Origin of the sequence: Acinetobacter sp. BWR-L5, from assembly GCF_039655985.1 — a bacterium.
Lineage (GTDB): Bacteria > Pseudomonadota > Gammaproteobacteria > Pseudomonadales > Moraxellaceae > Acinetobacter > Acinetobacter johnsonii.
Genome location: NZ_JAGFEV010000006.1, coordinates 136,433 through 160,331, shown reverse-complemented (window position 1 = coordinate 160,331; position 23,899 = coordinate 136,433). Strand labels below are relative to the sequence as shown.

Below are 23,899 nucleotides of genomic sequence, written 5' to 3'. Positions count from 1 at the left end.
GAGCATATGACATGACCCCTGAAGCACAGCAACAAAACCAAGACACGATTCAAGACCCAAACCTCCGCACCATCACTTTTGACGAAGGCTTTAAGCGCGGTGAACAGACCATTCTCGAAATCGTGATCCGTAAACCTAAAACCCGTGCCCTTCGTGGTCTGACATTGGTGAACGTGTTGCAACTCGATGTCGACACTTTGGCAAAACTGGCTCCACGTATTACCACACCGACCATGACTGAAAATGACGTTTATGAACTGGCACCTTCGGATCTCACCAAGTTGTCAAAGGAAGTGATCGGTTTTTTTGTGAAGGCCGAGGACGAAGACTTCCAATAAGTACCGATGAAATTATTGCAGATTTAGCCGTGGTGTTCGGTTGGACACCCGACGTCTGTGATGACTATGAACTGGATGAATTGATGGACTGGCATGAACGTGCGCGGGCACGTTGGGAAACAGAGAGCAAATGAGTCAAATTAGCCTAAAAGCCATGTTAGAACTGGTGGACAAAGCCACTGCCCCACTTAAAGACATCATGGGTTCAAGTGAAAAGACCTCAGATGCCTTGCGTACCCAACGCGAAGAATTAAAGAAATTGAGCAAGTCTCAATCTGATATTACCTCTTTCCGTCGTTTATCCAGTGCACTTAAAGGTACTCAAAAGGACTTAGAATCGGCACAGCAGACCGTTGCCCAACTTGCCCAAGAACATGCCAATGTTGCCAAACCTACTCGGGCAATGACCAAAGAATTTGAAAAAGCCAAACAAACGGTTAAGGATTTAAAACAAGCAGAGCAAGATCAACTTCGGCAATTGCAAATGCTTCGTACAGGCTTAAATCAAGCAGGTATCAGTACCAAATCGCTGAGTCGTGATGAACGTGACTTAAAGGCCAAAGTGGATACCGCGACCCAAGCTTTACAGCGCAAGAAAGCTCAACTCGATAAACAGGTTGCCAGTCAAAAACGACTCAATGACCTCGTTCAGCAACATAAAAATGCACAGGACTTAATTGGCAAAGTCTCTGATACTGGAGTACGTTCAGGTGCAGCAGCTGCAGTCGGTGCGGGTGCTTTAGGTGTCCCAATCAAAGCTTTTGCTGAAGCAGAAGATGCAGCGACGACTTTAAAAGTCTCCATGATGCAATCGAATGGCCAAGTGGCCAATGAATTTACAGCCATCAATGAACTGGCCAATAAGTTAGGCACACAGCTTCCTGGTACAACAGCAGACTTCCAATTAATGATGGCTAAGCTCGTCCAGCAAGGTATCAGCTACAAAGCCATTCTTGGCGGTGTTGGTCAGGCTGCGGGCTATTTGGCCGTACAACTGAAAATGCCTTTTGAAGATGCTGCTGAGTTTGCTGCAAAAATGCAGGATGCCACCAAAACCTCAGAAAAAGACATGCTCAGTTTAATGGATACGATTCAGCGATCGTATTACTTGGGTGTCGACTCCACCAACATGCTACAAGGTTTTTCCAAACTATCGGCAGGGATGAAAACCATTAAAGCCGAGGGCTTAGAAGGCGCTCACGCGATGGCTCCCCTCTTGGTCATGGCAGATCAAGCAGCAATGGCGGGTGAATCTGCAGGTAACGCCTACAGTAAGATTTTTGCATCGATGATGGACAGTAAAGGCATTAAAAAGGCCTTGAAAGGTTCAGGTATGGCCATGAACTTTACCAATGGTAAAGGTGAGTTCGGTGGACTGGACAATATGTTCAAGCAGCTTGAAAAGCTCAAAGGCCTTTCAACCGAAGCACGTTTACCGATCTTGTCGGATATGTTCGGCAATGATGCAGAAACTATCCAAGCCTTGAACCTACTGATCGACAAAGGCAAAGCGGGCTATAACGAAACCTTGGCAAAAATGAATGCTCAAGCCGACTTACAGACACGTGTTAATGAGCAGCTCGGCACGTTAAAAAATCTATGGGATGCAGCTTCAGGAACATTCACCAGTGCCATGACGAGCTTCGGTGCTGCAATCGCACCTGAGCTAAAACAAGTCGTCACTGGCTTAACGGATATGACTGAAAAATTGGGAGCCTGGTCTAAAGAAAATCCTCAATTGTCGAATGCCATTATGAAGACCATTGCCATTATCGTGATTCTGCTCGCTGCGTTTAGTGCCCTATCGCTTGCACTGGTGACCATACTCGGTCCAATGGCTTTATTACGTCTGACGTTTGGCGTACTTGGAGCCAAAGGCTTCGGTCTGATTAATATCATCAAGCTGATTGGCTCGGCCTTTATGTGGCTCGGTAAAGGGATCTTTTTTGTCGGTCGCTTAATGATGGCTAACCCTTTATTTTTAGCGATCGGACTTTTGGCCACGGCAGCCTATTTGATTTATCGCAATTGGGGTTCGATCAAACAATTCTTTGTGGACATTTGGAATTCCATTGGCACGTCGGGCATGACGACCACACAAAAGATCGTTTTATTTTTTCAGCTTGCCCTCCAAAAAATTACCACCTTCATTTTGAACTGGTCTCCGATCGGATTGTTTTATCGCGCCTTTGCTGCGGTGATGAATTACTTTGGGGTGCAATTACCAAGTACATTTACAGGCTTTGGCCAAATGCTCATGCAAGGACTGGCCAACGGGATCAGTAACGGCATTGCGGGTGTGATTGGCAAAGCCAAAGCTGCTGCAGCTCAAGTCACCAATACAGTAAAAGGTGCTTTTGGCATCCACTCCCCTTCCCGTGTTTTTACACAGTTGGGGGCATATAACATGCAAGGTTTGGCGAACGGGATCTCAAACAATAGCCATCTGGCCAGCAATGCAATCGGCACAGCCAGTCAGGATATGTTGGGCTTTTTTGATACCAGTGCTTTTAGTTTTGACCAACGTCCATCTATTTCAGCCAGTACCAAAAATGTCTCTGCAACAGCAGCTCCAGTGCAACAAATTTTTAATATTTATGCTGCACCAGGTATGGATGAAAATGCGTTAGCACAATTGGTGGCAATGGAAGTGGCCAAGGCGCAGCGCATGCAACAACCAAGCAACGTCCGCAGCTATAGCGACAACGATTAAGGGGACAATCATGTTGATGAGTTTAGGACAATTCATTTTTAAGACCAGTACATTGGCCTTTCAAGAGATCCAACGCCAACGTTCATGGAGCTATGCCGAAAATGCCGTGGCGAATGGACGTGCGAAAAAGCAGTTCACTGGTGCAGGTTCAGACACGGTGACAATGCCTGGTCTCATTTATGAAGAATACGGCTTCGGTACACGCTTTGCGCTGGATGAATTGGCGAGCATGGCTGATACAGGACAAGGCTATGTGTTGATGGACGGTTCAGGTTATTTATACGGTGTCTTTGTCATCGACAGCATCGACGAAACCAAATCCATTTTAATGGACAACGGTGTCTCGCGTAAGGTTGATTACACCCTCAAGCTGAGCCGTGTTGATGACGAACGCATTGAAATGCAATCTGCTCCACAGCAAGAAGGTTCAGCATGATTAAAACGCCTATTTGTATGATTAGCGCAGACAATAAACCGTTAAATGAGCTTATTTCTAAGCGAATTTTAAGCGTTACTGTGACAGATAATCGCGCCAATGAAGCAGATGAGTTGAGTATCGTTCTTGATGACCATGACGGTGCATTACAACTGCCGAAACGTGGTGTACGTCTTAACTGTCTGATGGGTTTTAAAGGCGAAGGCTTACACGATAAAGGCGATTTTATTGTCGATGAGACTGAATGGTCGGGTACACCCGATCAAATCACCATTAAGGCATCTAGTACCAATTTTAAAAGCAATATCAAAGAAGCTAAGTCAAAGTCATACCACCGCAAAACCTTTGGGGCTATTGCAACTGAAATCGCGCAAAACCATAAACTGACTTTGGTCATGACCGCAGCTCTAAAGGCGATTACTTTAAGCCACATTGACCAAACCAATGAGTCGGATCTCAACCTACTGCAACGACTGGCCAAACAAAATGGTGCAGAGATGGCTGTGAAAAAAGATCGGCTTTTAATCTTTACCGCAGGCAGTGCAAAGACGGCTTCAGGTAAAGATTTACCCACCATCATTTTAACTAGGAACAGTGGCGACCAATTCCGTTACAGCGAACAGGATCGCGAGTCTGACCATACTGGTGTATCAGCCAGTTATCAGGACACAGGTAAAGCCAAACGCGAAAAGGTGGTGACTGGTGATAAAGGCAAGGTTAAGCACTTAAAAGGGACGTTTGCCAACAAAGCTGAAGCGGAACGTGCCAGTGCTGCAAAGATGGCTGAGATTAAGCGTCAAATGGCGAAATTCAGCATCAATTTGGCTTATGGGCTACCTGAGATCAGTACGGAGTCCCCAATCAAAGTAGAGGGTTTTAAGGCTGAGGTAGATAAGCTGAAATGGATCGTTGAAAAAGCCACACATAACTATGCTAAAAATAGCGGTCTAACGACCCAGTTAGAATTAGAATCGCAAGTATAAATAATAGCTTTTCAACAAATTAACAGTCTATAATGCCTGGTAAAGATAATCCTTTATTGTTATCCTGGTTTAAATAATTAATTATAGTCTGTATATGTCTAATGTCTTAAAATTTCTGGATTTATTCGCTGGCGCTGGGGGACTTTCCGAAGGTTTTATCCGTGCTGGCTTTGAACCAGTTGCCCATGTTGAAGCTGATGCGTCTGCGTGTTATACCTTAAAAACACGCCAAGCTTTTCATTGGTTGAATAAGAATAATAAAAGTAATATTTATACAGATTATCTAAATAATAATATTACGAGAGATGAGCTTTATAAAGCTGTGCCTCAAAATGAGATTAATTCTGTTATCAATAAATTTATCGATAAGGAAACATTGCCTGGAATTTTTCAGGAGCTAGATAATATTTTAAATAATGAAAAGATCGATTTAATTATTGGTGGCCCACCCTGCCAAGCTTATTCGCTCATTGGCCGTGCGCGTGGCAACATGGTCAACGATGCAAGGAATCACCTCTATATTTATTATGCAGAATTTCTAAAACGCTATTCTCCTAAATATTTTGTTTTTGAAAACGTACTTGGCCTACTTACAGCTAAAGATCCCAATGGACATTTATATTTCGACAAGATGAAGGCCTTGTTTGTCGAAATTGGCTACACGATTGAGTATAAAGTTCTTTCTGCCAATGAATACGGTGTATTACAAAACCGTAAGAGAATTATTTTAGTCGGCAAAAAGGATCATTTATCTGATGACTCTTTCTATCCTGAGCCTGAAAAATGGAGTCCCGAAGTCAATGTATGGGAACTCTTTGCTGACTTACCCAAAATTCAAGCTGGTGGCGGTACGCCAGCCCCTCAAAAATATGTTCGTTATAAAAGTGAGTGGCTCGAAAAATCAGGTATTAAAGGAAAATTCCCTCTTACTTGGCATCAAGCTCGCCCTCATTCTGAGCAAGACTTAGAGATTTATCGTTTTGCTGTCAATTTATGGAACGATGAAAAAAGGCGCTTACATTATAATGACTTACCTTCACGCTTAAAAAGCCATAAAGGTACCGACTCATTTGTCGATCGTTTTAAAGTTGTTGCTGGGGACCTTCCTGCAACCCATACAGTTGTTGCTCACATTTCTAAAGATGGACATCACTATATTCATCCAGACATTGAACAAAACCGTTCAATTACTCCAAGAGAAGCAGCGCGAATTCAAACCTTCCCTGATGATTATTATTTTGAAAATGTTTCGCAGAGACCTGCACGTACAAGTGCATTTAAACAGATTGGAAATGCTGTACCCGTTTTACTTGCACAAAAAATTGCAGAACAATTATTAAGGAATTGGTAATGACTGATCAAAATATAGTAGAAAATAAAACTATTGGCTCTTATAAAATTCGTCCAGCTGGAAGACACCTTGCAACTATTGGCAAAGAGCTAATACAAAATGAAGCTGCTGCAATTATTGAACTAGTAAAAAATGCATACGATGCAGATGCAGATGAAATCAAAGTTGAAATTGAATTAGATAGCCAATGTAAAACTGTTGAAATCACTATTAGTGACAACGGGCATGGTATGAACCTAGAAACGTTTTTACATAAATGGATGGTTCCCTCAACAAACGATAAACTCATCAGAAGAACTAGTAGTCATAAAAATCGTATCATGCAAGGTCGGAAAGGCATTGGGAGATATGCTGTTGCCGTATTAGGCAATATATTAAAAATTAATTCTGTCACTAAAGATCTAAGTTCAACAACTGCGGAAATTGATTGGGATATCTTTAATAAAGTTGATTATTTAGATCAAATAGATATCAAAGTTGAGAATGAAACATTAAGCGTAGGAGACCAAGGTACTATTCTGAAGATATATGGAAATGAGGAATATTTTGAGTCATGGACTAAAGACAATATAAGAATTTTAGAGTTTGAATTAAAAAAACTTATTTCTCCATTAGATTCAAAGAAAAATGATTTTAAAATTTATTTAAAAATTAGTGGTGCCGACACCTCAACACTTAATGATGAAATATTTCAGGAACAAAGTAGTTTCAGAGAAATTAAACCTTTTCCAATTGTTGATTTTTACGATTATCGAATACATGGTGAAATAGGTAGTGATGGAAAAGGAAAGCTGACTTATTCTTGTCAAAAAGAACCAAATTTACCTTCTATTGAGATCGATTATAACTATTACCAACCAACTAACTGTGGTTCACTCAAGATTGACTTTCGTGTCTATGATAGAGAAGTTGATGCTTTAGATGATTTAATTGAAAGAACAAAAGAAACTGATAACGGGGCCCTAGCAAGAAAGGATATTCGTGCCCTTTTAGATACATATCATGGTGTGGGTGTTTTCAGACACGGCTTTAGAATCAGGCCACTTGGAGATGTTGGATATGATTGGATGGATCTTAACTTCCAACGTGTAAATAACCCATCATTACGAATCAGTGTGAATCAAATTATTGGGTACGTTGTCATTGAGTCAGAAGAACAATCAAATTTATTTGAAAAAAGTGCTCGTGATGGATTACGTGATAATGAGGCTTATAAAAACCTTATAGCAATTTCAGGTCAAGTCTTAAAACAATTAGAAGTAAACCGATTTAGATATCGTGAAAATACGGGTAAATCCAGAAAAAAAGAAACTATTGAAGAAAAATTGACTAATATTTTTTCAAGTGAAAAATTGTCTGAGAAAATTCAGACTACCTTAGGTAAGTCAGATATTGATAATGAACATAAAGATAAAATTTCTCAAGATATTTTAAATCTTGTTGTTGAGGATGCTAAACAAAAAACAAAAGACTTAGAATACATTAAAAGAGCAATAGCAATTTATCAGGGTGAAGCAACGCTAGGCAAAATTATCAATAGACTAGTTCACGAAGGACGTAGACCTCTTAACTTTTTTCAAAATGAAATTCCAATTTTAAAAAAATGGAAAACCATGTTTGATAAAAGCCATGATGAAAAGCACTTAGCGAAGGTGATTGAAAAGGTTGATGGCGTTCTTGATAATTCAAAACATTTTGTTTTACTTTTTAAAAAAATAGATCCACTTGCTACAGCAAGAAGACCTAATCGAAAAGATGAAAATTTAAAGGATATTATTAATCAAGCAATAGGTGTTTCCGAAACAGAAATTAATGAGAACAATATTCAAATAACGGTTTCATGCCCTGAAAATTTAAGTTTCTTATGCTGGAAACAAGACATTATAGCAATTTTATTTAACTTACTTGAAAACAGTATTTACTGGCTAACTTCAACGAAATGGCCAAATAAGCAAATAACCATCAAGGTGATTGAGAATAATGGTGTATTTCAATCTCTAACTTACCAAGATTCTGGTCCTGGTCTCAAAGCAGAGGATATCGAAAGCCATACTATTTTTACTCCTGGCTTTTCTGGAAAACCTGATGGTGGCACAGGCTTAGGTCTTGCTATAGCTGGTGAGGCAGCTATTAGAAATAATCTAAAGCTGCAAGCTGAAGAAAGCGATGATGGTGCGCTGTTTAAACTTATTAATAAGGGGGATGTAAAATGAGCAACTTAAACATATTATTAGTAGAAGATAACGATACTGATATTAGTACATTTGAATCCTCATTAGAAATCTTTGAGGTAGAGAATCAAATATCAATCAGTTTAAGTATTGCCAAAGATTTTGAAACTGCTAATAGTCTAATACAACAAAATATTTTTGATGGAATTGTTTTAGATCTATCATTAAATGATGGTGATCAAGGTGGCAAGCAAATTGTCACAACTATTCTAGAACAAAAAATGATTATCCCTATCATTGTATATACAGGCACACCTGATGATATTAGTGAATATAGTTTCATTGATGTATACAAAAAAGGGGAAAAAGAAAGTGTTATAACCGATATTTTAGAAGATCTAAAAAAGACTAAGGACTTTGGTTTTAACGATTTATTCAATGCAAAGGGGGAAATCCAAGATTTCCTAAAAGAAGTTTTCTATCAAAATATTTATCATCAGAAAAAGCATTGGATTGGGTATGAAGATAGAGAATCTGTTAAAAAAGCAATTCTACGCCATACCTTAAACCATTTGACACAACATATTGATAAAACAGACAATATGTATTTTCTCGAAGAAATGTATATATATCCACCAATTGATAAAACAATAAAAACAGGAAGTATTATCAAACAAAATTCAAATAATAATTACCATATTGTATTAACCCCTGCTTGCGACTTTGCCAATTCGAAAGCTCGATGCATTCTTCTTGCAGAAATTATTGCACCATTAATATACATTAGCCAAAATTTCCCTGGAAATACAGCAAATAATAAACGAAGTGATAAATTAAAAACCTTAATTAACAATAAAAAGCAAGAATTTCATTATCTTCCACCATTATCACCATTTCTTGGAGGCTTTATTGATTTCACGTCAGTTGCAAGCTATTCATTAGAAGAGCTTCAAGGCCAGTTCAGTGAAGTAAAGATCCAAATCTCGCCATATTTTATTAGTGATATTTTAGGAAGGTTTTCAAGCTATTATGCTAGACAGGGCCAACCGGACCTAAGACATAAAGATAGTTATATTTCAGAATTATTGTCTCAAGACACAAGACCAACAGAATAATTATTCTTTAAAAGAAAAACTGGGCTTTACGCCCAGTTTTCTGTGGAAAGTTCAAACGTATTGCTCACTTTCTCTCAAAATTTCTAATGCCCTAGATCTTAAACTATCTAAATCATTGGGATTCAGTCCATTCTGTGAAATTAGCATTTCAAGTTGATAATCAATATCACCACCCAAATCAATGATTCTTGAAGTGATAAACATCATCCTGTCATCATCAGTTGAGTCAAACACTGTAGCTACAAATGAATATTTCTTGTCAGGCTTTTCTTCACACATGTATATGTGATTATTGTCTTCAAAGTAATATCGAGTAAACAGTACTTGCCTTTCGCCTCTATTAGGTGAAATAAGAGGAAAATGACCATGACTGTAGCTATGCACTGCATGGAAAACTATTCCATGTTTCAGAATATTTTGTCCATTTTTTGCAGGATCATAACAAATAGGGGTTCCATCACTATATAAGTTGTGTTGACCTATTTCTTCTAACAACCTTTTATAAGCACTTTTACTTAATAAGATTTTTAAAATACAGCGCAATATATCATTTAAGTCATTTGGATCCCAAAAGTCATTAATTTGATTATTGAAAATTTTTTCAAGTAGAAATTTTCGATTACTCTTAAACTCCTCAATATAAACTTCTCGTTTAGCCGATTTAGCGACTAAACCATCAATAATCTTTTCAATTAGCGAATCTTGGGTTAGACCTAGTTCCTTAACTGATACATTAAGTCGTTCAATCAATACATCACTTTCAGCATAGTTAATCATGCCTTACTCCTAATCATTAAGAAATTTGAAGCACGCTAATCATATTCATGGCTATAAATATGAGTAAACTTGCTAGATAATAAAATTTTCAACAATTAAAAGAATGAGTAATTCTGATCTATCCACGACTATACCAATAGCATCTTTAATTTTTTTAGCAAGAAAACTTTGTTAAATTTATATTGCAATTAAACCAATTGTATTTTTTTTAAACACTTGGCTTAATTTACTCAATAAAAAAGCTTTCCACGGAGAGCTTAAAAATTCATATACAGTTTAACCGTCACCTTCAGACTTGGTCTTATCTTCAGCTGAAGTGTTATTTGGTTTGTTGCTTATTGTCTTATCTACACTTGTACTAAGTGTTTTCACATTCTTAACCATTTCAGCACTTGCCTTAATCAATTCGGTACCTGCTGCTAGCTGATCTTTCATCAAGTCCCCAACTTTATCATTCTGAGTTTGATCAATTTCTTTACCAAAATACTTTTCAGCTAAATTCTTATAAATTACAGAATGCTCGGCCTCATCTACATTTCGTAAATAGAGAGGCAAAGCTTGCAACTCCAGTGATGTTTGATTCGCTTGATCATGTAATTTTCGTAAATGACTAGCTTTCCGTAGAAAAATTGTACCAGTTGTAACAATAATAGAAACAGTTAAAACTTTATAAAGAACATAGTCAACAATATCTGTTGAACCATATGGAAAATGAACCAGACTTACTATCGTTACCAGTATTGCAGCAAAAAAAATTAAATAGAAAGACCACTCGTAAATTCTGGCAGTTTCAAGATAATTTTTGCTCGCTTGTGAATATATTAACTCAGTTCTTTGGCTGTTAATTCTTTGTAATTCAGCTTGCGATGCTTTGATTTTTTTATTTAAACTTTCTATTTTTCTATCATGCAAAATTTGAGTATTTAAAAATATTTTGTATGAAGTTAACCATTCGCTAAAGTCGTAACTTGCTTGAGCTACATCATCTAAAACTAGCAAAGCAATGTCTCTGTCTACTTTTTGGCAAGCTTTAAAAGCTTCAAGTAAAACTCGTTTTAAACGGAACAACCGTAATCTTAGAGTTCTATTTTTATGACTTGTAGTAATATACGATCTGTATTCAGATATTTTAAGAAATTCCGCATATTCTTCCAACATATTTTCTATGTCTAAAAGATAATTCTTTAAATCATTTTTTTCTTCTTGGTTGAAATACGTGCTGCTCTCTAGATTCAATAATATACGAAATATATTTTTTAGATTTTCCATTATATCTTGAGTATACCCAGTGACTACTCTGACTTCTTTTTCAAAATCCTCAACTGGTACTATTTTAGAATTTTCCATTAACGACCACTATAAAATTATATAACCTGCCCCCATGCATCGTATCAACATGACCCGATCCATTAGCTCACAATGAGCCAAAGCATTGTATCAAAAAGAACTTTTCTTCTATATATAAATAGAATAAAGAATAGAGTTATAAAAGAATGATCAAAGTTAAAAACAGTTGACTAAAAAAATATTTAAATTATATTGTCCATATCACAGCAAAATCTGTGATCAGATGTGGAAGTCTGTTTATTATCTAGAAGCGCAAAATCACAGTCGCTTATGCGGCATTTTTTTTGCCCACTGTTTAGTCAGTCGTTATGGCAGGCTATGCAGGGCAGCCTTGTGCTGACCGTTACTTCTAGAACGGTACTTCCACCCCTGTGTAGTCTGCCACCATTCTGTGGAAGGAATGTTGGTAGGTGTTAAAACTTACTAGAAGAGTAAACGACTATGAACACTCAAAATAAAAGTGTGCATTCAGCACCTGTACGCCTCGACACCCTCTGTCTACAACGCTTACAAGCATCTAACTTTGCTCAACCCCAAATTCATAAACAAATTTTAAATTTTATTCGCCTACGTTTCACACGTTAAGGGGAATCGTATGCCTAAAATTTATATCAACACTGAACTCGGTACAGAAAAACGCTGCACTCTATGTGGCGACTACTATCCTCTCGACACAGACTTCTTCTATAAAAATGGTATTTGGCGGGGCAAAACACAATGGCGATCACATTGTAAAGCTTGTTTCACTGAAACCTATCGGGGAGAAAAATAATGAAAAATATCCTCCTTCAACACCAAGAATATCCACTCATTGCCTCCCCTCAGCTCGCTAAAGAGCTGGGGACTGCAGCAGCCACATTCTTGCAGAAATTGCACTTCCTCATCAGTGAAACACGTAAGTACAAACAAAAGAAAAACCTCACTGTCTACCTAAACCGTAAGTGGTGGTTTCACACCTTTGAAGAATGGCAGTCGACACTGGGTTTGTTCAGTATTTCGACCATCAAAAGAGCTGTGGCCAAACTCAAGGAGCTCGGCTTAATCGAGATCAATAAGCTCTCAAAAATTAAGTCTATGCGGGTGAATTACTACACCATCAACTATAAAAAATTAAAGCAACTCTTTGGCATTGGCACATCACAGCCAACTAAAAAAGATCCTAGTACTCCATCCCCGGCTGAGCCAATCAATGGGACTGATACTCCAATTAATCCAGTTGCAGCAAAAGAAGATTTATCACTTTTCCATAGCGACTATCGCTCACTGTATTTACAGCTTCGCCAGTACAAACTGGACATTGCCCATGACGATCCTCGACTAAACCAGTGGCTTAACATCGCCCGAAAAATAATTACCTACACTGCTTCAGCACCAACAAGGTTAAACATCAACAGATGGCAATGGCACACGCCAGAACAAATACTACCAACCGAATTTTTACGAGGGACTGATCATGGGTATTGAAAAGCACGTTATGCGCCTACAAGAGCCAAGTACCAAGAAGCGTAAGTTCTTCATCAGTTCAAAGCATTTGTACCGCTTGCTCGACACGGACGTGTCATACAAAACATTTGTTGAAACCAACATTACCTGGTCTCGCCTTCGTGAGCATATCGACTACCATTTCAATGAGCAGCATGAGACCTACAACCTTTCTATCTGTGCTGTACAGGCAATTTTGATATTAGAAAATACAGAAAAAAGCTGGCGATTCTTCAATGAACTGTCCGACCTGATAAACAACGGTTTTAACCGTTAGAGGGAAAATATCATGGATATTCAAACAAGATTATCATTATTAGATCAGCACTTATCTTTACTCATTGAGTCGACGGAAAGCTGTGATTCTTTAACTGGAGAATCGGTAGCTGCGACATTATTTATTATTCAGGAACAGGTACGACAGATTCAAAAAGCTGTAGATAAAGAGTGATAAAAAAGCCCTCTTAGGAGGGCTTTTTTATTAGTAGCGTCTTCTATATTCACTGTAGTTTGAACAAGTAGAATTACTTTGCATATCTAATTTTTCTCTGTCTTCTTTCTTCTTTTGTTCATCATAAATTCTATATGCATTGTAAAACCTGGACAAAAACATGGATGTATCATCCATTGCAATAGCTAACATCGGAAAAAGAAAGGCTAAGAAAAAAGTAATGGTTCCAAAAATCACAGGAAATGCAAAATCATAAAAGTTTGTCGAAGTTAAAACTAAATATGAAAAAAATAGTGAATATAAAATCAACACTATAAAAAATGCATAGAAGCTTATGCTTGCCATTTTTTTTGTATTTTTGACTTTTTCAACATTTGAATAATATTGCAGGCTATTACTTTTACTAAATCTAAAGCTAAAACACTCATAGATATCGATATTTTTTTCATATTTTAAATATCCAAATTTGTATCCTCTTTTGAACAAATACATCATTTCGTTTAAATCTATAAGCTTTCTTTCATGTAACTCTAAGAATAGATCAACTAAAAATGAATCTACATCTTTACTGCCAACTAGATCACAAGCAGCTGCATCTTTAACGTGCTTGGAAAAATTATTTTTTCTAGCATTCTTAGAAAATTTTTCATCATACTCAATGCTAGATTTAAGCTTCTTATTCAAAGAATTTTCATGATGATTCTCAAACTCTTTAAATTTGTAAAAAATCATGGCTATAGCAGTTAATGCAGAGAAAAATACACCTCCGAATGCCAATAAATTTTTTATATCTTCTGGAGCCATAAATACCACATATTATAAAGATAATTTTAATTATGAATTGAATGAGTAAATTCTCACTTACTCATTGTTAAATATGATTATTTTTTACCAAAACTTTCCGCAAAATTACGCACTAAAGTCATTAAAGTTTGACGCTGTTCAGGATCAACCTGATCCCAATATTTCAACAACTCTTTTGCTTCATCAGAAAGTAAATCAGGCTGGGTCCGTTCACCAGTGATCAAGTACCAAACATCCACACCCGCTTTATGCAGCGCTTCTAAGTCTTCCTGCCCCATAACGCGCTCGCCTTTCTCGTAGCGCATTACAGCCATGTTTTTCTTACCAAATAACGCAGCGAAATCTTTTTGCGACAGATCTAAGCGTGATCGTTCCTGACGAAGGCGTTCGCCTCTTTGATCGTTATTCTCATTTACCATTTGGGATAAATCCATATATTAATTATCCCAATTGGGATAATATTGCTTTGCTTATTTACCATTTTAACAAAGTTCTCTATTCACCACAGTTTAATAACTGTGGACTCAAAAGGAAACAAACATGGCTACTCAAGAGTCTCAAAAAGAAGTACAGATCAGCTTTCGCACTACACCAGAAAATCGTCGTCTCGCTCGTATCGAAGCAGCAAAGCTCAACATGTCACTGAACGAATGGATTAAAAGCCTTGTTGAAGCTGAACTAGAAACTTCACCTCAAGAAACAAAATCATCATAAGGCACACCTTTTGAGCCACTCACAGATTTACGGGGTTCTGTTTACATATTTTTACAATTCTGTGTAAAGCAAAAAATATTAAGTACTTGGTGTCGGGAGCAACAACTACTTAATTCAATTCAGAGGTAATGATGAGTAAATCAATTGGTTTCTACTGCCCGCACTGTGGAAGACGTATGTATGTATCTAGTCGTAAAAAGCCCTCTCCTCTTTTACACGAACTGATTGTGAGCTGTCAGAACGACCAGTGCCTTGCCAGCTTTGCAGCCAGTCTAGAAATGGTTCGCCCAATTCAAAACAGCATCAATCCAAACATCGAAGTTCAAACCGGGTTACCGCAGCACAAACGTCAATGGGAAGTAGAACTAGAACATCACCTGTCCAGTTTAGAAATGATGACTGTGATCGACAAACAACAAGAAAACTATGTTGAAGGCTTTATCTCTGCCTTATTCCACTCATCCACGATTGATTTGACCAAAGCCAGTGTCTACCGCAATCGGCTTAAACAAATCAGACTCTTATAAGGCGTAGATATGTATCACCTACAGCAACGGATAGATGACCGACTCAACCAGTTATTCCATTTCAAGAAAAAAGGTGAATGGTATCGAGAGGGAGTCTGTCCGAAATGTAAAGAAAAAGAACTCTATACGCATGCAATCACCCCACGTATGGTGAAGTGTGGACGGATCAATAAATGTGGCTACGAAGAACATGTCAAAGAGATCTGTGAGGAGCTTTTTAAAGACTGGTCTGAGTATCACCCGCAAACAACAGCAAACCCACATGCAGCAGCAGATGCTTACCTCAAAGAAGGCCGTGGTTTTGATATCTCAAAGCTCAAGGGGCTGTATACCCAAGAGCTGTATCGTTCACCTAAAAACCGAAGCCTCGTTACAGCGACCGTTCGTTTTAAATTGGCTGAAGGTATTTATTGGGAACGCCTGATCGACCGCCCTGAACGCTTCGAACGCATGAAGGCTAACTTCATTGGAAAGTGGTCTGGCCTTGCTTGGACAGTGCATGATTTAGATGCACTGTGTAACGCAGGCAGTATTTGGATTACTGAAGGTATCTTTAATTCGATCGCACTTAGTCAATCAGAATTGATCAGTATGAGTAATATGAACAGTGGGAATTACCCTGCTGTACTTTTAGAGCAAATTAAGAACCGCTGTCATGAACTCAATAAAAGTAGACCGCGTTTAGTTTGGGCTTTGGACAATGATCCTGCAGGGAAAAAATATCTAGCGAAACACCATAAACGCGCAACGGATGAAGGGTGGATTTCTACTGCTGCCCTACCACCTGCGCCAATGAATGGTAAATCAGTCGACTGGAATGATTTGTTCCAAAGAGGACAGCTCACAGAAAAAGACCAGGATAAATATCTGCACTTCGGAAAGTTACAGATTTCAGAAACGCCTGAAGAAACAGGTTTATTAATTTACAATTTTTACGGTAGCAGTTTAAGCCAATTCTTTTTTAATCACCGTTTCCGTACCTACTGGTGGGAGCTTGATTATGAAAAATATAACAAGGCTGTTCAGTATGTAGAAGAATCTCAAAGCACTGTACTGACTGAAGAAGAAATACGGATTCAAGCATTAAAGACCTGCTCTTCAGCAAAAGAGATTTGTAATGCTCAGCTTGAGCCACTTTATTTCCAACGAAATGAAATTACCGATGAGTCCTGGTACTACTTTCATATTCAGTCACCGTGGGGTGAAGTTAAAACCACATTTACCGCAGAGCAAATGTCCTCTCGCAGCAAGTTTAAACCACGTGTATTAGCCGTATTATCGGGAACTATTTGGTCAGGTAACGACCATCAGCTAGAAACATTCATCAAGCGTAAAACAGAGCGTCTACGTGAAGTAAAAACTATCGACTTTATTGGCTACTCTAAAGAATATGAAGCCTATATTTTTGATAAGTTTGCTGTGCATAAAGGTCAAGTTATCCACAAAAATCAGCATGACTTTTTTAAAACAGGCAATAAGGAAATCAAAACCTTAGCTGCATCCCCTGTTATTCATTTAAATGCGAAACAAGAGTTTTCACCGACATGGTGGAAAGACTTTTATGCACTTCAAGGAGAGAAAGGATTAATCCTTTTAGCTTGGTGGACAGGCACATATTTTGCCGAGCAGATCCGCGCTATCAATTCCTCTTATCCATTCTTTGAGTTCGTCGGACAAGCTGGCTCAGGTAAATCTACCATCATTGAGTTTTTATGGAAGCTGAGTGGCCGTGAAGCCTATGAAGGTTTCGATCCAAACAAATCAACCAACGTGGCGATTTACCGTAACTTTGCCCAAACCTCCAATATGCCAATCGTACTAATTGAAGGTGACCGTAACGACCAGGCTGGATCTCAAAAAGCAAAGTTCAGTTGGGACGAATTAAAAGATGCTTATAACGGTCGAGCAATTCGCTCTAAAGGCCTAAAAACCGCAGGAAATGAAACCTACGAGCCACCTTTCCGTGCTGCGGTAATGATTAGCCAAAACACCCCGATTCAAGCATCTGAAGCAGTGTTATCTCGTACGTTGCATATTTCTGTAGACACTAAAAATCACAGCTTAGAGAAAAAGCACGTTGCCACTCGACTGACACAGATGAGTTTAGAAGATGCATGTAAATACATGACCTTTTGCTTAAAGAATGAGGAAAGCATCCTCAAAACTTATACCGAAAAACATAAAGAAATTGAAATTGAGCTACATCAAAAAGGCATTACCAATACCCGTATCGCCCTCTGTCATGCCCAAGTGTCAGCCATGATTGATGCCATTGCGGAGCACGTCTTTAAAGATGCAATCGATTTATCTGACATCTGTGATGCCAAAAGATATTTAGAGGGTATGGCCATGCGACGTATTGAAGAAATTGCAGCAGATCATCCATTTGTTCAACAGTTTTGGGATGCATTTGAATATCTCAATAGTATTCGTGGTACCAGCTTCCAATTGAACCATTACGCAACTACAGATTCGCAGATCGCCATCAATCTGAATGAGGTCTACAAAGTTGCTGCACGTAATTATCAGGCACTACCTGAGATCAATGAAATGCGGAATTTATTAAAAACAAGTAAGCGCTACAAATTCATTGAGGCAAACAAAACCGTTCGTTCATCACACCAACCTGCAGATGAAAGTAAAGCTATTCAAGGCTATGGCAATCAACCAAGTATTAAAGAAGACCGTATCGTCAAATGCTGGATTTTCTCTAACCCTTATCAAGCTGCAGGTGGGAAAAAATGAATATGACCGAAGTAACAATTTTATTAAGCACTTCAAGCTTTTGTGGTGCTGTCTATTTTTTGACTGAAACAGTTAAGTAAAGAGGGAAACTATAATGAAAGAAACTTCATCTACGATCGTAAAATGGTACTCAATGAGACAAGTGGCTGCTGAGTTAGGTATGGCAGTCAATACATTTAAAAAACACTATTTGGAAAAATACCCACCTGATCGATCATCAGATAAATATAAAGGATGGACCGAAACGTCCTTAAATAAGATCAAAAAAGAAATAGGCGCTTAAAGCGCCTTTTTTACTTTCTTTTAATTGTTAGACAATCCACTTTTCAACTTCATTGCTATACCAGTTCATTAATTCAACGCGCTCTGGCCAGTATTCAGCTCTGTTATAAATCTTGCTCGTTTTATCTGCTTTTGTCGTTTTATTGACATGCGCAATTTGATAATCAATCACTTCTGCCCTAAACAGCTTACTTTCATTTGCATGGGTAGAAAATAATGTCCTAAATCCATGTGTGACCATCTCATTTGCATAACCGTTTCTTTTTATGACTGCCAAAGGCGTTTCAGAAGTCATATGCTTCCAAGGCTCACGTGTATGTTTGAAGATAAAGCCGTCATCACTCCGGGTGTGAAATAAAGCCATAAATAGATCATAGACTTGAGGTGATAAAGGAACCATTAATTCCTTTCGTCGTTTCATACGAAATGCTGGAATTAGCCACACTTTATTTTCAAAATCAATTTCACCTGAATCCCATCTCGCTTTTAAAAGCTCGCTGATTCGAGTACCAGTAAAACAGGCCAGTTTTAGAACAACTTTAGTAATTGGAAACGCATTACATTGCTCTAAACGTCTAAAAAACTCAGGCATTTCACTCGCAGGTAAGCACGGATAACTTTGAACCTCATGCTCAGGAATAAGCTCACCGACTAAAATACATGGGTTCTTTTCTGTATATCCTGATGCGATCGCAAAGTTAAAAACTGCATTGAGTAAACGTAGACAACGTGTGGCTGTTTCGAGTGTTCCTTTGGCCACAATTTCTTTTACTTTGGATGAAACCTGAAAGCGAGTGATTTCATCTAAAGGCAACTCTAAAAAATCTTCAGTGATGTAGTCCAAACGGTATTTAACCGTGCTGATATATTTTTCACTAGACCACTGCGGACTCATTAATTCAAACCATTCATCACACACTTGTTTTAAATGATGAGAGACCTTTGATTTACCTGAAACCTCGGCCTTAAAGTCCCTTGCAATTTTTCTTATGTCTTTACAGCCTACTTCGGGATATTCACCCAGTTGTTTTCTGGTCTGCTTTCCTTCAATTCGATATGAAAGTACCCATTTCTTTTTCCCAGTAGGAAAAACCTCAATAGAAAGCCCTTCCCCATCTGCTATTGAATATCGCTTTTCTTTTGGTTTAAGACTTTTAACTTGGATGTCTGTAAGCATTCTTATTGTTACACGCGTGTCACTATTGTGTCACAAGTATATTTGATAGAAAGCAATTATCAATGACTTACAATAACAGACGCTGATAAACAACAGGCAGAAAAAAAGCCCTGATTTATTTCTAAACCAAGGCTTTTATTCACTTTTTTGATTAAATCTGATCATTAGCGATCATCTTTAATCGGGAATTTTGGTGGAGGTGGCGGGAGTTGAACCCGCAAACATCCAACACAATAAAACTCAATCAAACTTAGACCTTTTAAATACAAGGGTTTGTACTTTTAATTTCTAATAGAATGTGACTGTTTTACACGTCAGTCTGTCAAAAAACCTGTCACTTTTGATTCCCTTAGGCCTTTTCAAGAACTGGCATTTCACCTATATAGTATTGGTCACCCAGCACCTCACTTGACGTACTCAAACAAATAAATGGATCTCTCTTCGACATTTCAGGTGCAGCAAATAAAATTGATACCCCGCAACCTCGGCTTTCAAAAAACTGAAGCGTTAAGAGAAAAGCCCTAAATACATATTGTGGCATACCCCTGATACACCAATTTTTAGTATCAAGTTCTGCTTCTTTAAAGAATCTTTGTGCATGTTCCTTAGAGTAAAATAAAACTAACTCATCACGATTAGTTTTAGAATTATTAAATGCGTAATAGCTACCAGTAACACTTCCATTTCGTAATTCCATGATTGTCCAAAATGGTTCGCCAACAGTTGTTTCATCTGGCAATGCTACTGATTTAATGCGCCCAGCTATTAACTCATTTAACTTAGGAAGATCATCAATAGTTAGCAATAAAACATCATTATCTTCTGCAATTTCCTTAGCTAACTTCTGATAGCCAAATCTTGAAATCATTACTTTTCTTATATCACCAGCATTTTGTAATTTCCCATAAAACGCTGCAACTCGATTATTACAAATTGGCCTTTTATGGTCCTTGCACTCTATTGCTACCTTATGAATTACCCCAGCTTTTTCAAATTGGTAAAAAACATCAACCTGATGTGGTCGCCCAAACTTGTCAACAATTTGGACATTATGCCCGACCACAATTCCTTCATCCTTCATATTTAAAAGAAAGGAATACACTTCCTGAACATGTTTCTCTAATTCCTTCCCATTATTCATACTTTTTCAGACCATATAAGTGAGCTTTATTCAACTTTATATAACAAATATCAATAAAAGGCTGAAAATTAACTTTATCTTTATGTTTTTTCTATAATTTGTATAAGTGCCTGCAAAATAAATGCAAAATTCCTGCAAAACTATTATCGAAAATATAGAAAAGATTGACCTTTTTGACGTATGGAAATTGCTATAGTTAGACTCGGATCCCAGCATTAAAATAAGAATGAATCAAAAATGAAAAACTGGCTTTACTATCACATTCAACATACTTTGAGTATTGCTGAACCTTTCTACAAATACCTCGGATATGGAGTACTTAATACGCACCATGTACACCATGTGCGAGCTATAAATGAATTTGTGTTAAGCGAGGTAAAAAGCTGATGGCCTACATAGTAAAAGACGGCAAATGGCTTGCCTATCGAGATGCAACACAAGAAATACTGGAATATGATGATTTTTCAGATATCCAGCAAGTCTATGAGCCCGAATGGTTTTGGGTTGATGATAAGGATCATGCCAAAGTATTTCATGCTGAAAGTATCGCGAGATCATTTCTGATTCGACGACGCGGGGAGTTTTGGAAAGGCGCAAAGGTTGTTAGTAAGTAAAATTCTAAAATATTTATTTTAAATGTTAAAATTCAAGGATTTTATATAAGATATTTAATACCAAAAAATCAAAATTATACTTCTGAAATTTAAATATGAGGAAAATATGAAAACTTGTCCAAAATGTAATTCCAAAAGCATTGAAAAGCGTAATTATGGAAAACGAACTGGTGCCGTTATTGGTGGGACTTCAGGTGCTGTTGGTGCTGCTGCGGCGACGCTAGCTGGAGCAGCAGCTGGTGGGAAAGTTGGTTCAGAGCTAGGTGCTTTTGCAGGTCCGACAGGTAAGCTTGCTGGTCTCGCAATTGGAACTGTAACAGGAGCAATTACAGGGGCCCTTACTGGTGGAGCAACTGGTGTTGCACTTGGGTCATTTACAGGGCGTCAAATTGATAAGCATATTCTTGATAACTATAAATGTCTAAAATGCGATTATACGTTTAATGAGGCGTAGCCCTCATGCTCATTTGATACGATAGGACTAATATAAAACAACCTTTAGTTAGTGAACTTTCTTAATTCACACACTGCACACAAACACTGATATGAACTTTTGTCGAAATCGAATGCGTTGTGCAGCCTGATAGTAGACTGCACAACAACATGTGGTTAGTTATCCTGAGCAGCATATTTCAAGTTATCCGCTACACGATTCGTCCAGCCTTTGCCATATGTAGACCATGTACCTAGTGAGGTGTAGAACTTCAACCGTTCTGCAGTAAGGCTGAGCAATACATCATTCAGATCAAGTGCATTCACAGCAGCAATAGTTTTAGGACCAATCATGCCGTCAGCAGCCACACCAGCAACTTGTTGTAGCTCAATGATTGCTCGCTTCTTCCCGGCATTAATTGCAAAGTCCCAAAGCTGAAATGTAATGGCTGAATGCAGACCGTGACCACCTAATTTATCCCACCAATCTTTCTTATAAATTTGTTTTGCTTGGGCTAATGTGATGTTTTTAATATCAAGGCTTGGATAGGTGTTAGCAGCCAAGCCGAACTTTGTGCCTTTTAATGTGCCGACACCAACCTTCCCCCCAGTCCAGTTCCCCGGATCACGCTCATCACTGCTGTACCCACCTTCATGGCCAATCAATCGTTGAAAGGCCTGATCAAAGGTAATCGAATTTGTGGGCAGTGTGGTAAAACCTAATAGCTTTGGTACAGGGTGAATTTCAGGTTGCTTTTTCAAACGTGCAAGAACCATGGCCACACCAACAAACATCCCCATCCACTCAGCAACGTTTTCAGGGATCTTATTTTTAAGGTCTTGTGGGATTAAATTCCACACTCCTAAAAACTGCTCTGATAATAAAATCAAGGCATAAAAAAAGGCGCTTGCTGCGCCCACTTGTACTGACTTGAGTTTCCAAGCCTGTTGCCAATTTTCAATTAATTTCATTTCGCTTTCCTTCAATTATTAAAAAACCGCCCTAAGGCGGCATATCATTTGGTACATTATTTCTTCAAATCTTCTCTGGCTTCTTTAAGCTCTTTCACCACTTCAATAATGGTCTTCCCTTCCTGTTTATTGATGAAGTTAAAAGTCCAACGAACCACAGCCCAACCCGGTAACCCACAGACGAAGAAGAATCCACCTAAAGCAATCATCCCCCAAATATCTGTCACCCACTCATGTAACCCCCATTTCACGATAATGAAAGCTCCACCAGTCAGACTTGATACAACCGTACAAATTAAACCCACAGCCCACTCTTGTGGTGAACGTGGCAAACGCATCATGATGACAACTGTTGCAACTAGTGCTATCGCTAAAGTGACCATAATTGCTGCACCGTAGAACTTTAAAAACGCAGCAAAACCACTTGTAGACACTGGTTCCATTTATTTCCCCTAATTTTTGGCAATAAAAAAGCACCTTGAGAAATGCTGTTTTGCAAGGTGCCAATGTTATTAAGTTCACAACTATTTACTTACACACCTACCAGTTTACTGGCATGTGCTGACCACCCATTTGCTGCTTGATACGCAGATAAACTTGCCAGCGGCACTTTTATTACACAAGAAGAATTAATATTTGTAAGTGCGTTTGGAGCCAAAGTAGGAGGTGTTATGGAGAGTACTATCAGCTCAATTAAACTGGTACACCCACTAAATACTAAACTTCCAATATTTGTTGTTGAAGCAGGGAGAGATGCACTTATTAGAAATGCACATTGATAAAACATGCCAGCAGGAATAACGGATAACCCATTAGCAATGGTTGCTTTTGTTATTTTTGCGCCATTAAAGACATAATTGCCCCATGTTTTACCTGCTGGAACAACAACTTCTTGAGATTTAATAACTAATTTAAATGCATAATCACCTATTATCTGTAAGTTAGAAATTGCGAGTATGTCTTGAATTAAAACATTCGAAAATTCAAAAGCATTCCTTCCTATTTCACTACACCCAATAATATTTATTTTCGTTGCTGCTCTAGCAATCATGCCATCATATGCAGTTCCAGTACCAATACAAGAAAATGCATAATCTTGTAACCGACCAGACATAATTATATTAACTTCTTCAATATTTTTTGGGAAATCTTGCATACTCCCACTGAAGGTTAAGCCTGGAAGTTGACTTGGTGCATTAAACTCAATTGATTTTGTTGCACCATCTTTTTCCGCTGTAACAGTAACTTTTTGGCCACTTGTATACGAAGACGAAAAAGGGACAATAAAGTCCCCATTTGCATCAGCTACTCCCGTGTACATTGTCAT

General features: G+C 38.2%; 27 protein-coding genes. 18 read left to right on the top strand and 9 right to left on the bottom strand.

Translation table 11 applies throughout. From position 1 onward, the window contains the following. The first annotated feature begins 11 nt into the window (after positions 1-11). The 8 genes from JZ787_RS12415 (at position 12) to JZ787_RS12380 (ending at position 9,107) form a co-directional block, all read left to right on the top strand. The gene (locus JZ787_RS12415; RefSeq protein WP_346312449.1) at positions 12-338 is read left to right on the top strand and encodes a phage tail assembly protein; all 327 of its coding nucleotides are present in this window, start codon (positions 12-14) and stop codon (positions 336-338) included. Continuing rightward, positions 335-472 (top strand): GpE family phage tail protein, encoded by a 138-nt coding sequence (locus JZ787_RS12410; RefSeq protein ID WP_346312558.1) that lies wholly within the window; start codon positions 335-337, stop codon positions 470-472. The genes JZ787_RS12415 and JZ787_RS12410 overlap by 4 nt, the downstream gene beginning before the upstream one ends. After that, positions 469-3,051 carry a phage tail tape measure protein gene (locus tag JZ787_RS12405; RefSeq protein WP_346312448.1) on the top strand — a complete coding sequence of 861 codons (2,583 nt, stop codon included), beginning with the start codon at positions 469-471 and terminating at the stop codon, positions 3,049-3,051. The genes JZ787_RS12410 and JZ787_RS12405 overlap by 4 nt, the downstream gene beginning before the upstream one ends. Before the next feature lie 10 nt (positions 3,052-3,061). Next, entirely contained in the window at positions 3,062-3,487 is a 426-nt protein-coding gene (locus JZ787_RS12400) for a phage tail protein (RefSeq protein WP_346312447.1), read from the top strand. Next, positions 3,484-4,470 (top strand): contractile injection system protein, VgrG/Pvc8 family, encoded by a 987-nt coding sequence (locus tag JZ787_RS12395; RefSeq protein WP_346312446.1) that lies wholly within the window; start codon positions 3,484-3,486, stop codon positions 4,468-4,470. Before JZ787_RS12400 ends, JZ787_RS12395 begins: the two co-directional genes overlap by 4 nt. A 94-nt stretch (positions 4,471-4,564) precedes the next feature. Then, positions 4,565-5,821, top strand: a complete 1,257-nt coding sequence (locus JZ787_RS12390; RefSeq protein WP_346312445.1) for a DNA cytosine methyltransferase — start codon at positions 4,565-4,567, stop codon at positions 5,819-5,821. Further along, positions 5,821-8,034, top strand: coding sequence for a sensor histidine kinase (locus JZ787_RS12385; protein ID WP_346312444.1), 2,214 nt, complete (start codon positions 5,821-5,823; stop codon positions 8,032-8,034). The genes JZ787_RS12390 and JZ787_RS12385 overlap by 1 nt, the downstream gene beginning before the upstream one ends. Next, complete coding sequence (locus tag JZ787_RS12380; RefSeq protein ID WP_346312443.1) at positions 8,031-9,107, top strand: response regulator; 1,077 nt, start codon at positions 8,031-8,033, stop codon at positions 9,105-9,107. Before JZ787_RS12385 ends, JZ787_RS12380 begins: the two co-directional genes overlap by 4 nt. Positions 9,108-9,158: 51 nt before the next feature. Here JZ787_RS12380 and JZ787_RS12375 read toward each other — a convergent pair whose 3' ends face one another. Then, a complete protein-coding gene (locus tag JZ787_RS12375; protein ID WP_346312442.1) occupies positions 9,159-9,884 on the bottom strand; it encodes a hypothetical protein in 726 nt (241 codons plus the stop codon). A gap of 276 nt (positions 9,885-10,160) precedes the next feature. Beyond that, positions 10,161-11,231: a hypothetical protein gene (locus JZ787_RS12370; protein ID WP_346312441.1), complete on the bottom strand. Its 1,071-nt coding sequence runs from the start codon at positions 11,229-11,231 to the stop codon at positions 10,161-10,163. 441 nt (positions 11,232-11,672) lie between these two features. Between JZ787_RS12370 and JZ787_RS12365 the strand changes: the two genes are divergently transcribed. From JZ787_RS12365 to JZ787_RS12350, 4 genes are all read left to right on the top strand, one after another. After that, positions 11,673-11,816, top strand: coding sequence for a hypothetical protein (locus JZ787_RS12365; protein WP_171264921.1), 144 nt, complete (start codon positions 11,673-11,675; stop codon positions 11,814-11,816). Positions 11,817-12,002: 186 nt separating this feature from the next. Further along, on the top strand, positions 12,003-12,695 hold the full coding sequence (locus tag JZ787_RS12360) for a hypothetical protein (protein WP_346312440.1): 693 nt from the start codon (positions 12,003-12,005) through the stop codon (positions 12,693-12,695). Further along, complete coding sequence (locus JZ787_RS12355) at positions 12,685-12,990, top strand: hypothetical protein (RefSeq protein WP_346312439.1); 306 nt, start codon at positions 12,685-12,687, stop codon at positions 12,988-12,990. The genes JZ787_RS12360 and JZ787_RS12355 overlap by 11 nt, the downstream gene beginning before the upstream one ends. A 12-nt stretch (positions 12,991-13,002) precedes the next feature. Then, positions 13,003-13,164 (top strand): hypothetical protein, encoded by a 162-nt coding sequence (locus JZ787_RS12350; protein WP_171494584.1) that lies wholly within the window; start codon positions 13,003-13,005, stop codon positions 13,162-13,164. A 30-nt stretch (positions 13,165-13,194) separates the two neighbouring features. Here the strand turns inward: JZ787_RS12350 and JZ787_RS12345 are convergent, their stop codons facing one another. Both JZ787_RS12345 and JZ787_RS12340 read right to left on the bottom strand, forming a co-directional pair. Further along, positions 13,195-13,968, bottom strand: coding sequence for a hypothetical protein (locus tag JZ787_RS12345; protein ID WP_346312438.1), 774 nt, complete (start codon positions 13,966-13,968; stop codon positions 13,195-13,197). Positions 13,969-14,045: 77 nt separating this feature from the next. Beyond that, positions 14,046-14,402 (bottom strand): helix-turn-helix transcriptional regulator, encoded by a 357-nt coding sequence (locus JZ787_RS12340; protein ID WP_346312437.1) that lies wholly within the window; start codon positions 14,400-14,402, stop codon positions 14,046-14,048. A gap of 106 nt (positions 14,403-14,508) precedes the next feature. Here JZ787_RS12340 and JZ787_RS12335 point away from each other — a divergent pair, with 106 nt between their 5' ends. From JZ787_RS12335 to JZ787_RS12320, 4 genes are all read left to right on the top strand, one after another. Then, on the top strand, positions 14,509-14,682 hold the full coding sequence (locus tag JZ787_RS12335; protein ID WP_004984342.1) for a toxin-antitoxin system HicB family antitoxin: 174 nt from the start codon (positions 14,509-14,511) through the stop codon (positions 14,680-14,682). Between the two features lie 131 nt (positions 14,683-14,813). Continuing rightward, positions 14,814-15,209 (top strand): ogr/Delta-like zinc finger family protein, encoded by a 396-nt coding sequence (locus JZ787_RS12330; protein WP_004984341.1) that lies wholly within the window; start codon positions 14,814-14,816, stop codon positions 15,207-15,209. A 9-nt stretch (positions 15,210-15,218) separates the two neighbouring features. Beyond that, positions 15,219-17,954, top strand: coding sequence for a toprim domain-containing protein (locus JZ787_RS12325; RefSeq protein WP_004984340.1), 2,736 nt, complete (start codon positions 15,219-15,221; stop codon positions 17,952-17,954). 94 nt (positions 17,955-18,048) lie between these two features. Then, positions 18,049-18,237 carry a hypothetical protein gene (locus JZ787_RS12320; RefSeq protein ID WP_004984339.1) on the top strand — a complete coding sequence of 63 codons (189 nt, stop codon included), beginning with the start codon at positions 18,049-18,051 and terminating at the stop codon, positions 18,235-18,237. Positions 18,238-18,264: 27 nt separating this feature from the next. Here the strand turns inward: JZ787_RS12320 and JZ787_RS12315 are convergent, their stop codons facing one another. Both JZ787_RS12315 and JZ787_RS12310 read right to left on the bottom strand, forming a co-directional pair. After that, positions 18,265-19,413 (bottom strand): tyrosine-type recombinase/integrase, encoded by a 1,149-nt coding sequence (locus JZ787_RS12315; protein WP_346312436.1) that lies wholly within the window; start codon positions 19,411-19,413, stop codon positions 18,265-18,267. Positions 19,414-19,762: 349 nt separating this feature from the next. Further along, positions 19,763-20,554: a restriction endonuclease gene (locus JZ787_RS12310; protein ID WP_346312435.1), complete on the bottom strand. Its 792-nt coding sequence runs from the start codon at positions 20,552-20,554 to the stop codon at positions 19,763-19,765. 386 nt (positions 20,555-20,940) lie between these two features. Between JZ787_RS12310 and JZ787_RS12305 the strand changes: the two genes are divergently transcribed. Further along, positions 20,941-21,168 carry a hypothetical protein gene (locus JZ787_RS12305; protein WP_346312434.1) on the top strand — a complete coding sequence of 76 codons (228 nt, stop codon included), beginning with the start codon at positions 20,941-20,943 and terminating at the stop codon, positions 21,166-21,168. Positions 21,169-21,274: 106 nt separating this feature from the next. Beyond that, positions 21,275-21,622: a hypothetical protein gene (locus JZ787_RS12300; protein ID WP_346312433.1), complete on the top strand. Its 348-nt coding sequence runs from the start codon at positions 21,275-21,277 to the stop codon at positions 21,620-21,622. A 155-nt stretch (positions 21,623-21,777) separates the two neighbouring features. Here the strand turns inward: JZ787_RS12300 and JZ787_RS12295 are convergent, their stop codons facing one another. From JZ787_RS12295 to JZ787_RS12285, 3 genes are all read right to left on the bottom strand, one after another. Continuing rightward, the gene (locus tag JZ787_RS12295) at positions 21,778-22,572 is read right to left on the bottom strand and encodes a glycosyl hydrolase 108 family protein (RefSeq protein ID WP_346312432.1); all 795 of its coding nucleotides are present in this window, start codon (positions 22,570-22,572) and stop codon (positions 21,778-21,780) included. 56 nt (positions 22,573-22,628) lie between these two features. Next, positions 22,629-23,015, bottom strand: coding sequence for a hypothetical protein (locus JZ787_RS12290; protein WP_004980415.1), 387 nt, complete (start codon positions 23,013-23,015; stop codon positions 22,629-22,631). Between the two features lie 89 nt (positions 23,016-23,104). Continuing rightward, positions 23,105-23,899, bottom strand: a complete 795-nt coding sequence (locus tag JZ787_RS12285) for a leucine-rich repeat domain-containing protein (RefSeq protein WP_346312431.1) — start codon at positions 23,897-23,899, stop codon at positions 23,105-23,107.

Coding starts and splice junctions, on each gene's coding strand:
- JZ787_RS12360 (WP_346312440.1), top strand. CDS start 12,003: ATGAAAAATATCCTCCTTCAACACCAAGAATATCCACTCATTGCCTCC.
- JZ787_RS12400 (WP_346312447.1), top strand. CDS start 3,062: ATGTTGATGAGTTTAGGACAATTCATTTTTAAGACCAGTACATTGGCC.
- JZ787_RS12320 (WP_004984339.1), top strand. CDS start 18,049: ATGAAAGAAACTTCATCTACGATCGTAAAATGGTACTCAATGAGACAA.
- JZ787_RS12310 (WP_346312435.1), bottom strand. CDS start 20,554: ATGAATAATGGGAAGGAATTAGAGAAACATGTTCAGGAAGTGTATTCC.
- JZ787_RS12375 (WP_346312442.1), bottom strand. CDS start 9,884: ATGATTAACTATGCTGAAAGTGATGTATTGATTGAACGACTTAATGTA.
- JZ787_RS12355 (WP_346312439.1), top strand. CDS start 12,685: ATGGGTATTGAAAAGCACGTTATGCGCCTACAAGAGCCAAGTACCAAG.
- JZ787_RS12285 (WP_346312431.1), bottom strand. CDS start 23,899: ATGACAATGTACACGGGAGTAGCTGATGCAAATGGGGACTTTATTGTC.
- JZ787_RS12385 (WP_346312444.1), top strand. CDS start 5,821: ATGACTGATCAAAATATAGTAGAAAATAAAACTATTGGCTCTTATAAA.
- JZ787_RS12345 (WP_346312438.1), bottom strand. CDS start 13,968: ATGGCTCCAGAAGATATAAAAAATTTATTGGCATTCGGAGGTGTATTT.
- JZ787_RS12365 (WP_171264921.1), top strand. CDS start 11,673: ATGAACACTCAAAATAAAAGTGTGCATTCAGCACCTGTACGCCTCGAC.
- JZ787_RS12340 (WP_346312437.1), bottom strand. CDS start 14,402: ATGGATTTATCCCAAATGGTAAATGAGAATAACGATCAAAGAGGCGAA.
- JZ787_RS12405 (WP_346312448.1), top strand. CDS start 469: ATGAGTCAAATTAGCCTAAAAGCCATGTTAGAACTGGTGGACAAAGCC.
- JZ787_RS12290 (WP_004980415.1), bottom strand. CDS start 23,015: ATGGAACCAGTGTCTACAAGTGGTTTTGCTGCGTTTTTAAAGTTCTAC.
- JZ787_RS12380 (WP_346312443.1), top strand. CDS start 8,031: ATGAGCAACTTAAACATATTATTAGTAGAAGATAACGATACTGATATT.
- JZ787_RS12395 (WP_346312446.1), top strand. CDS start 3,484: ATGATTAAAACGCCTATTTGTATGATTAGCGCAGACAATAAACCGTTA.
- JZ787_RS12370 (WP_346312441.1), bottom strand. CDS start 11,231: ATGGAAAATTCTAAAATAGTACCAGTTGAGGATTTTGAAAAAGAAGTC.
- JZ787_RS12390 (WP_346312445.1), top strand. CDS start 4,565: ATGTCTAATGTCTTAAAATTTCTGGATTTATTCGCTGGCGCTGGGGGA.
- JZ787_RS12415 (WP_346312449.1), top strand. CDS start 12: ATGACCCCTGAAGCACAGCAACAAAACCAAGACACGATTCAAGACCCA.
- JZ787_RS12330 (WP_004984341.1), top strand. CDS start 14,814: ATGAGTAAATCAATTGGTTTCTACTGCCCGCACTGTGGAAGACGTATG.
- JZ787_RS12305 (WP_346312434.1), top strand. CDS start 20,941: ATGGCCTACATAGTAAAAGACGGCAAATGGCTTGCCTATCGAGATGCA.
- JZ787_RS12300 (WP_346312433.1), top strand. CDS start 21,275: ATGAAAACTTGTCCAAAATGTAATTCCAAAAGCATTGAAAAGCGTAAT.
- JZ787_RS12315 (WP_346312436.1), bottom strand. CDS start 19,413: ATGCTTACAGACATCCAAGTTAAAAGTCTTAAACCAAAAGAAAAGCGA.
- JZ787_RS12325 (WP_004984340.1), top strand. CDS start 15,219: ATGTATCACCTACAGCAACGGATAGATGACCGACTCAACCAGTTATTC.
- JZ787_RS12295 (WP_346312432.1), bottom strand. CDS start 22,572: ATGAAATTAATTGAAAATTGGCAACAGGCTTGGAAACTCAAGTCAGTA.
- JZ787_RS12350 (WP_171494584.1), top strand. CDS start 13,003: ATGGATATTCAAACAAGATTATCATTATTAGATCAGCACTTATCTTTA.
- JZ787_RS12335 (WP_004984342.1), top strand. CDS start 14,509: ATGGCTACTCAAGAGTCTCAAAAAGAAGTACAGATCAGCTTTCGCACT.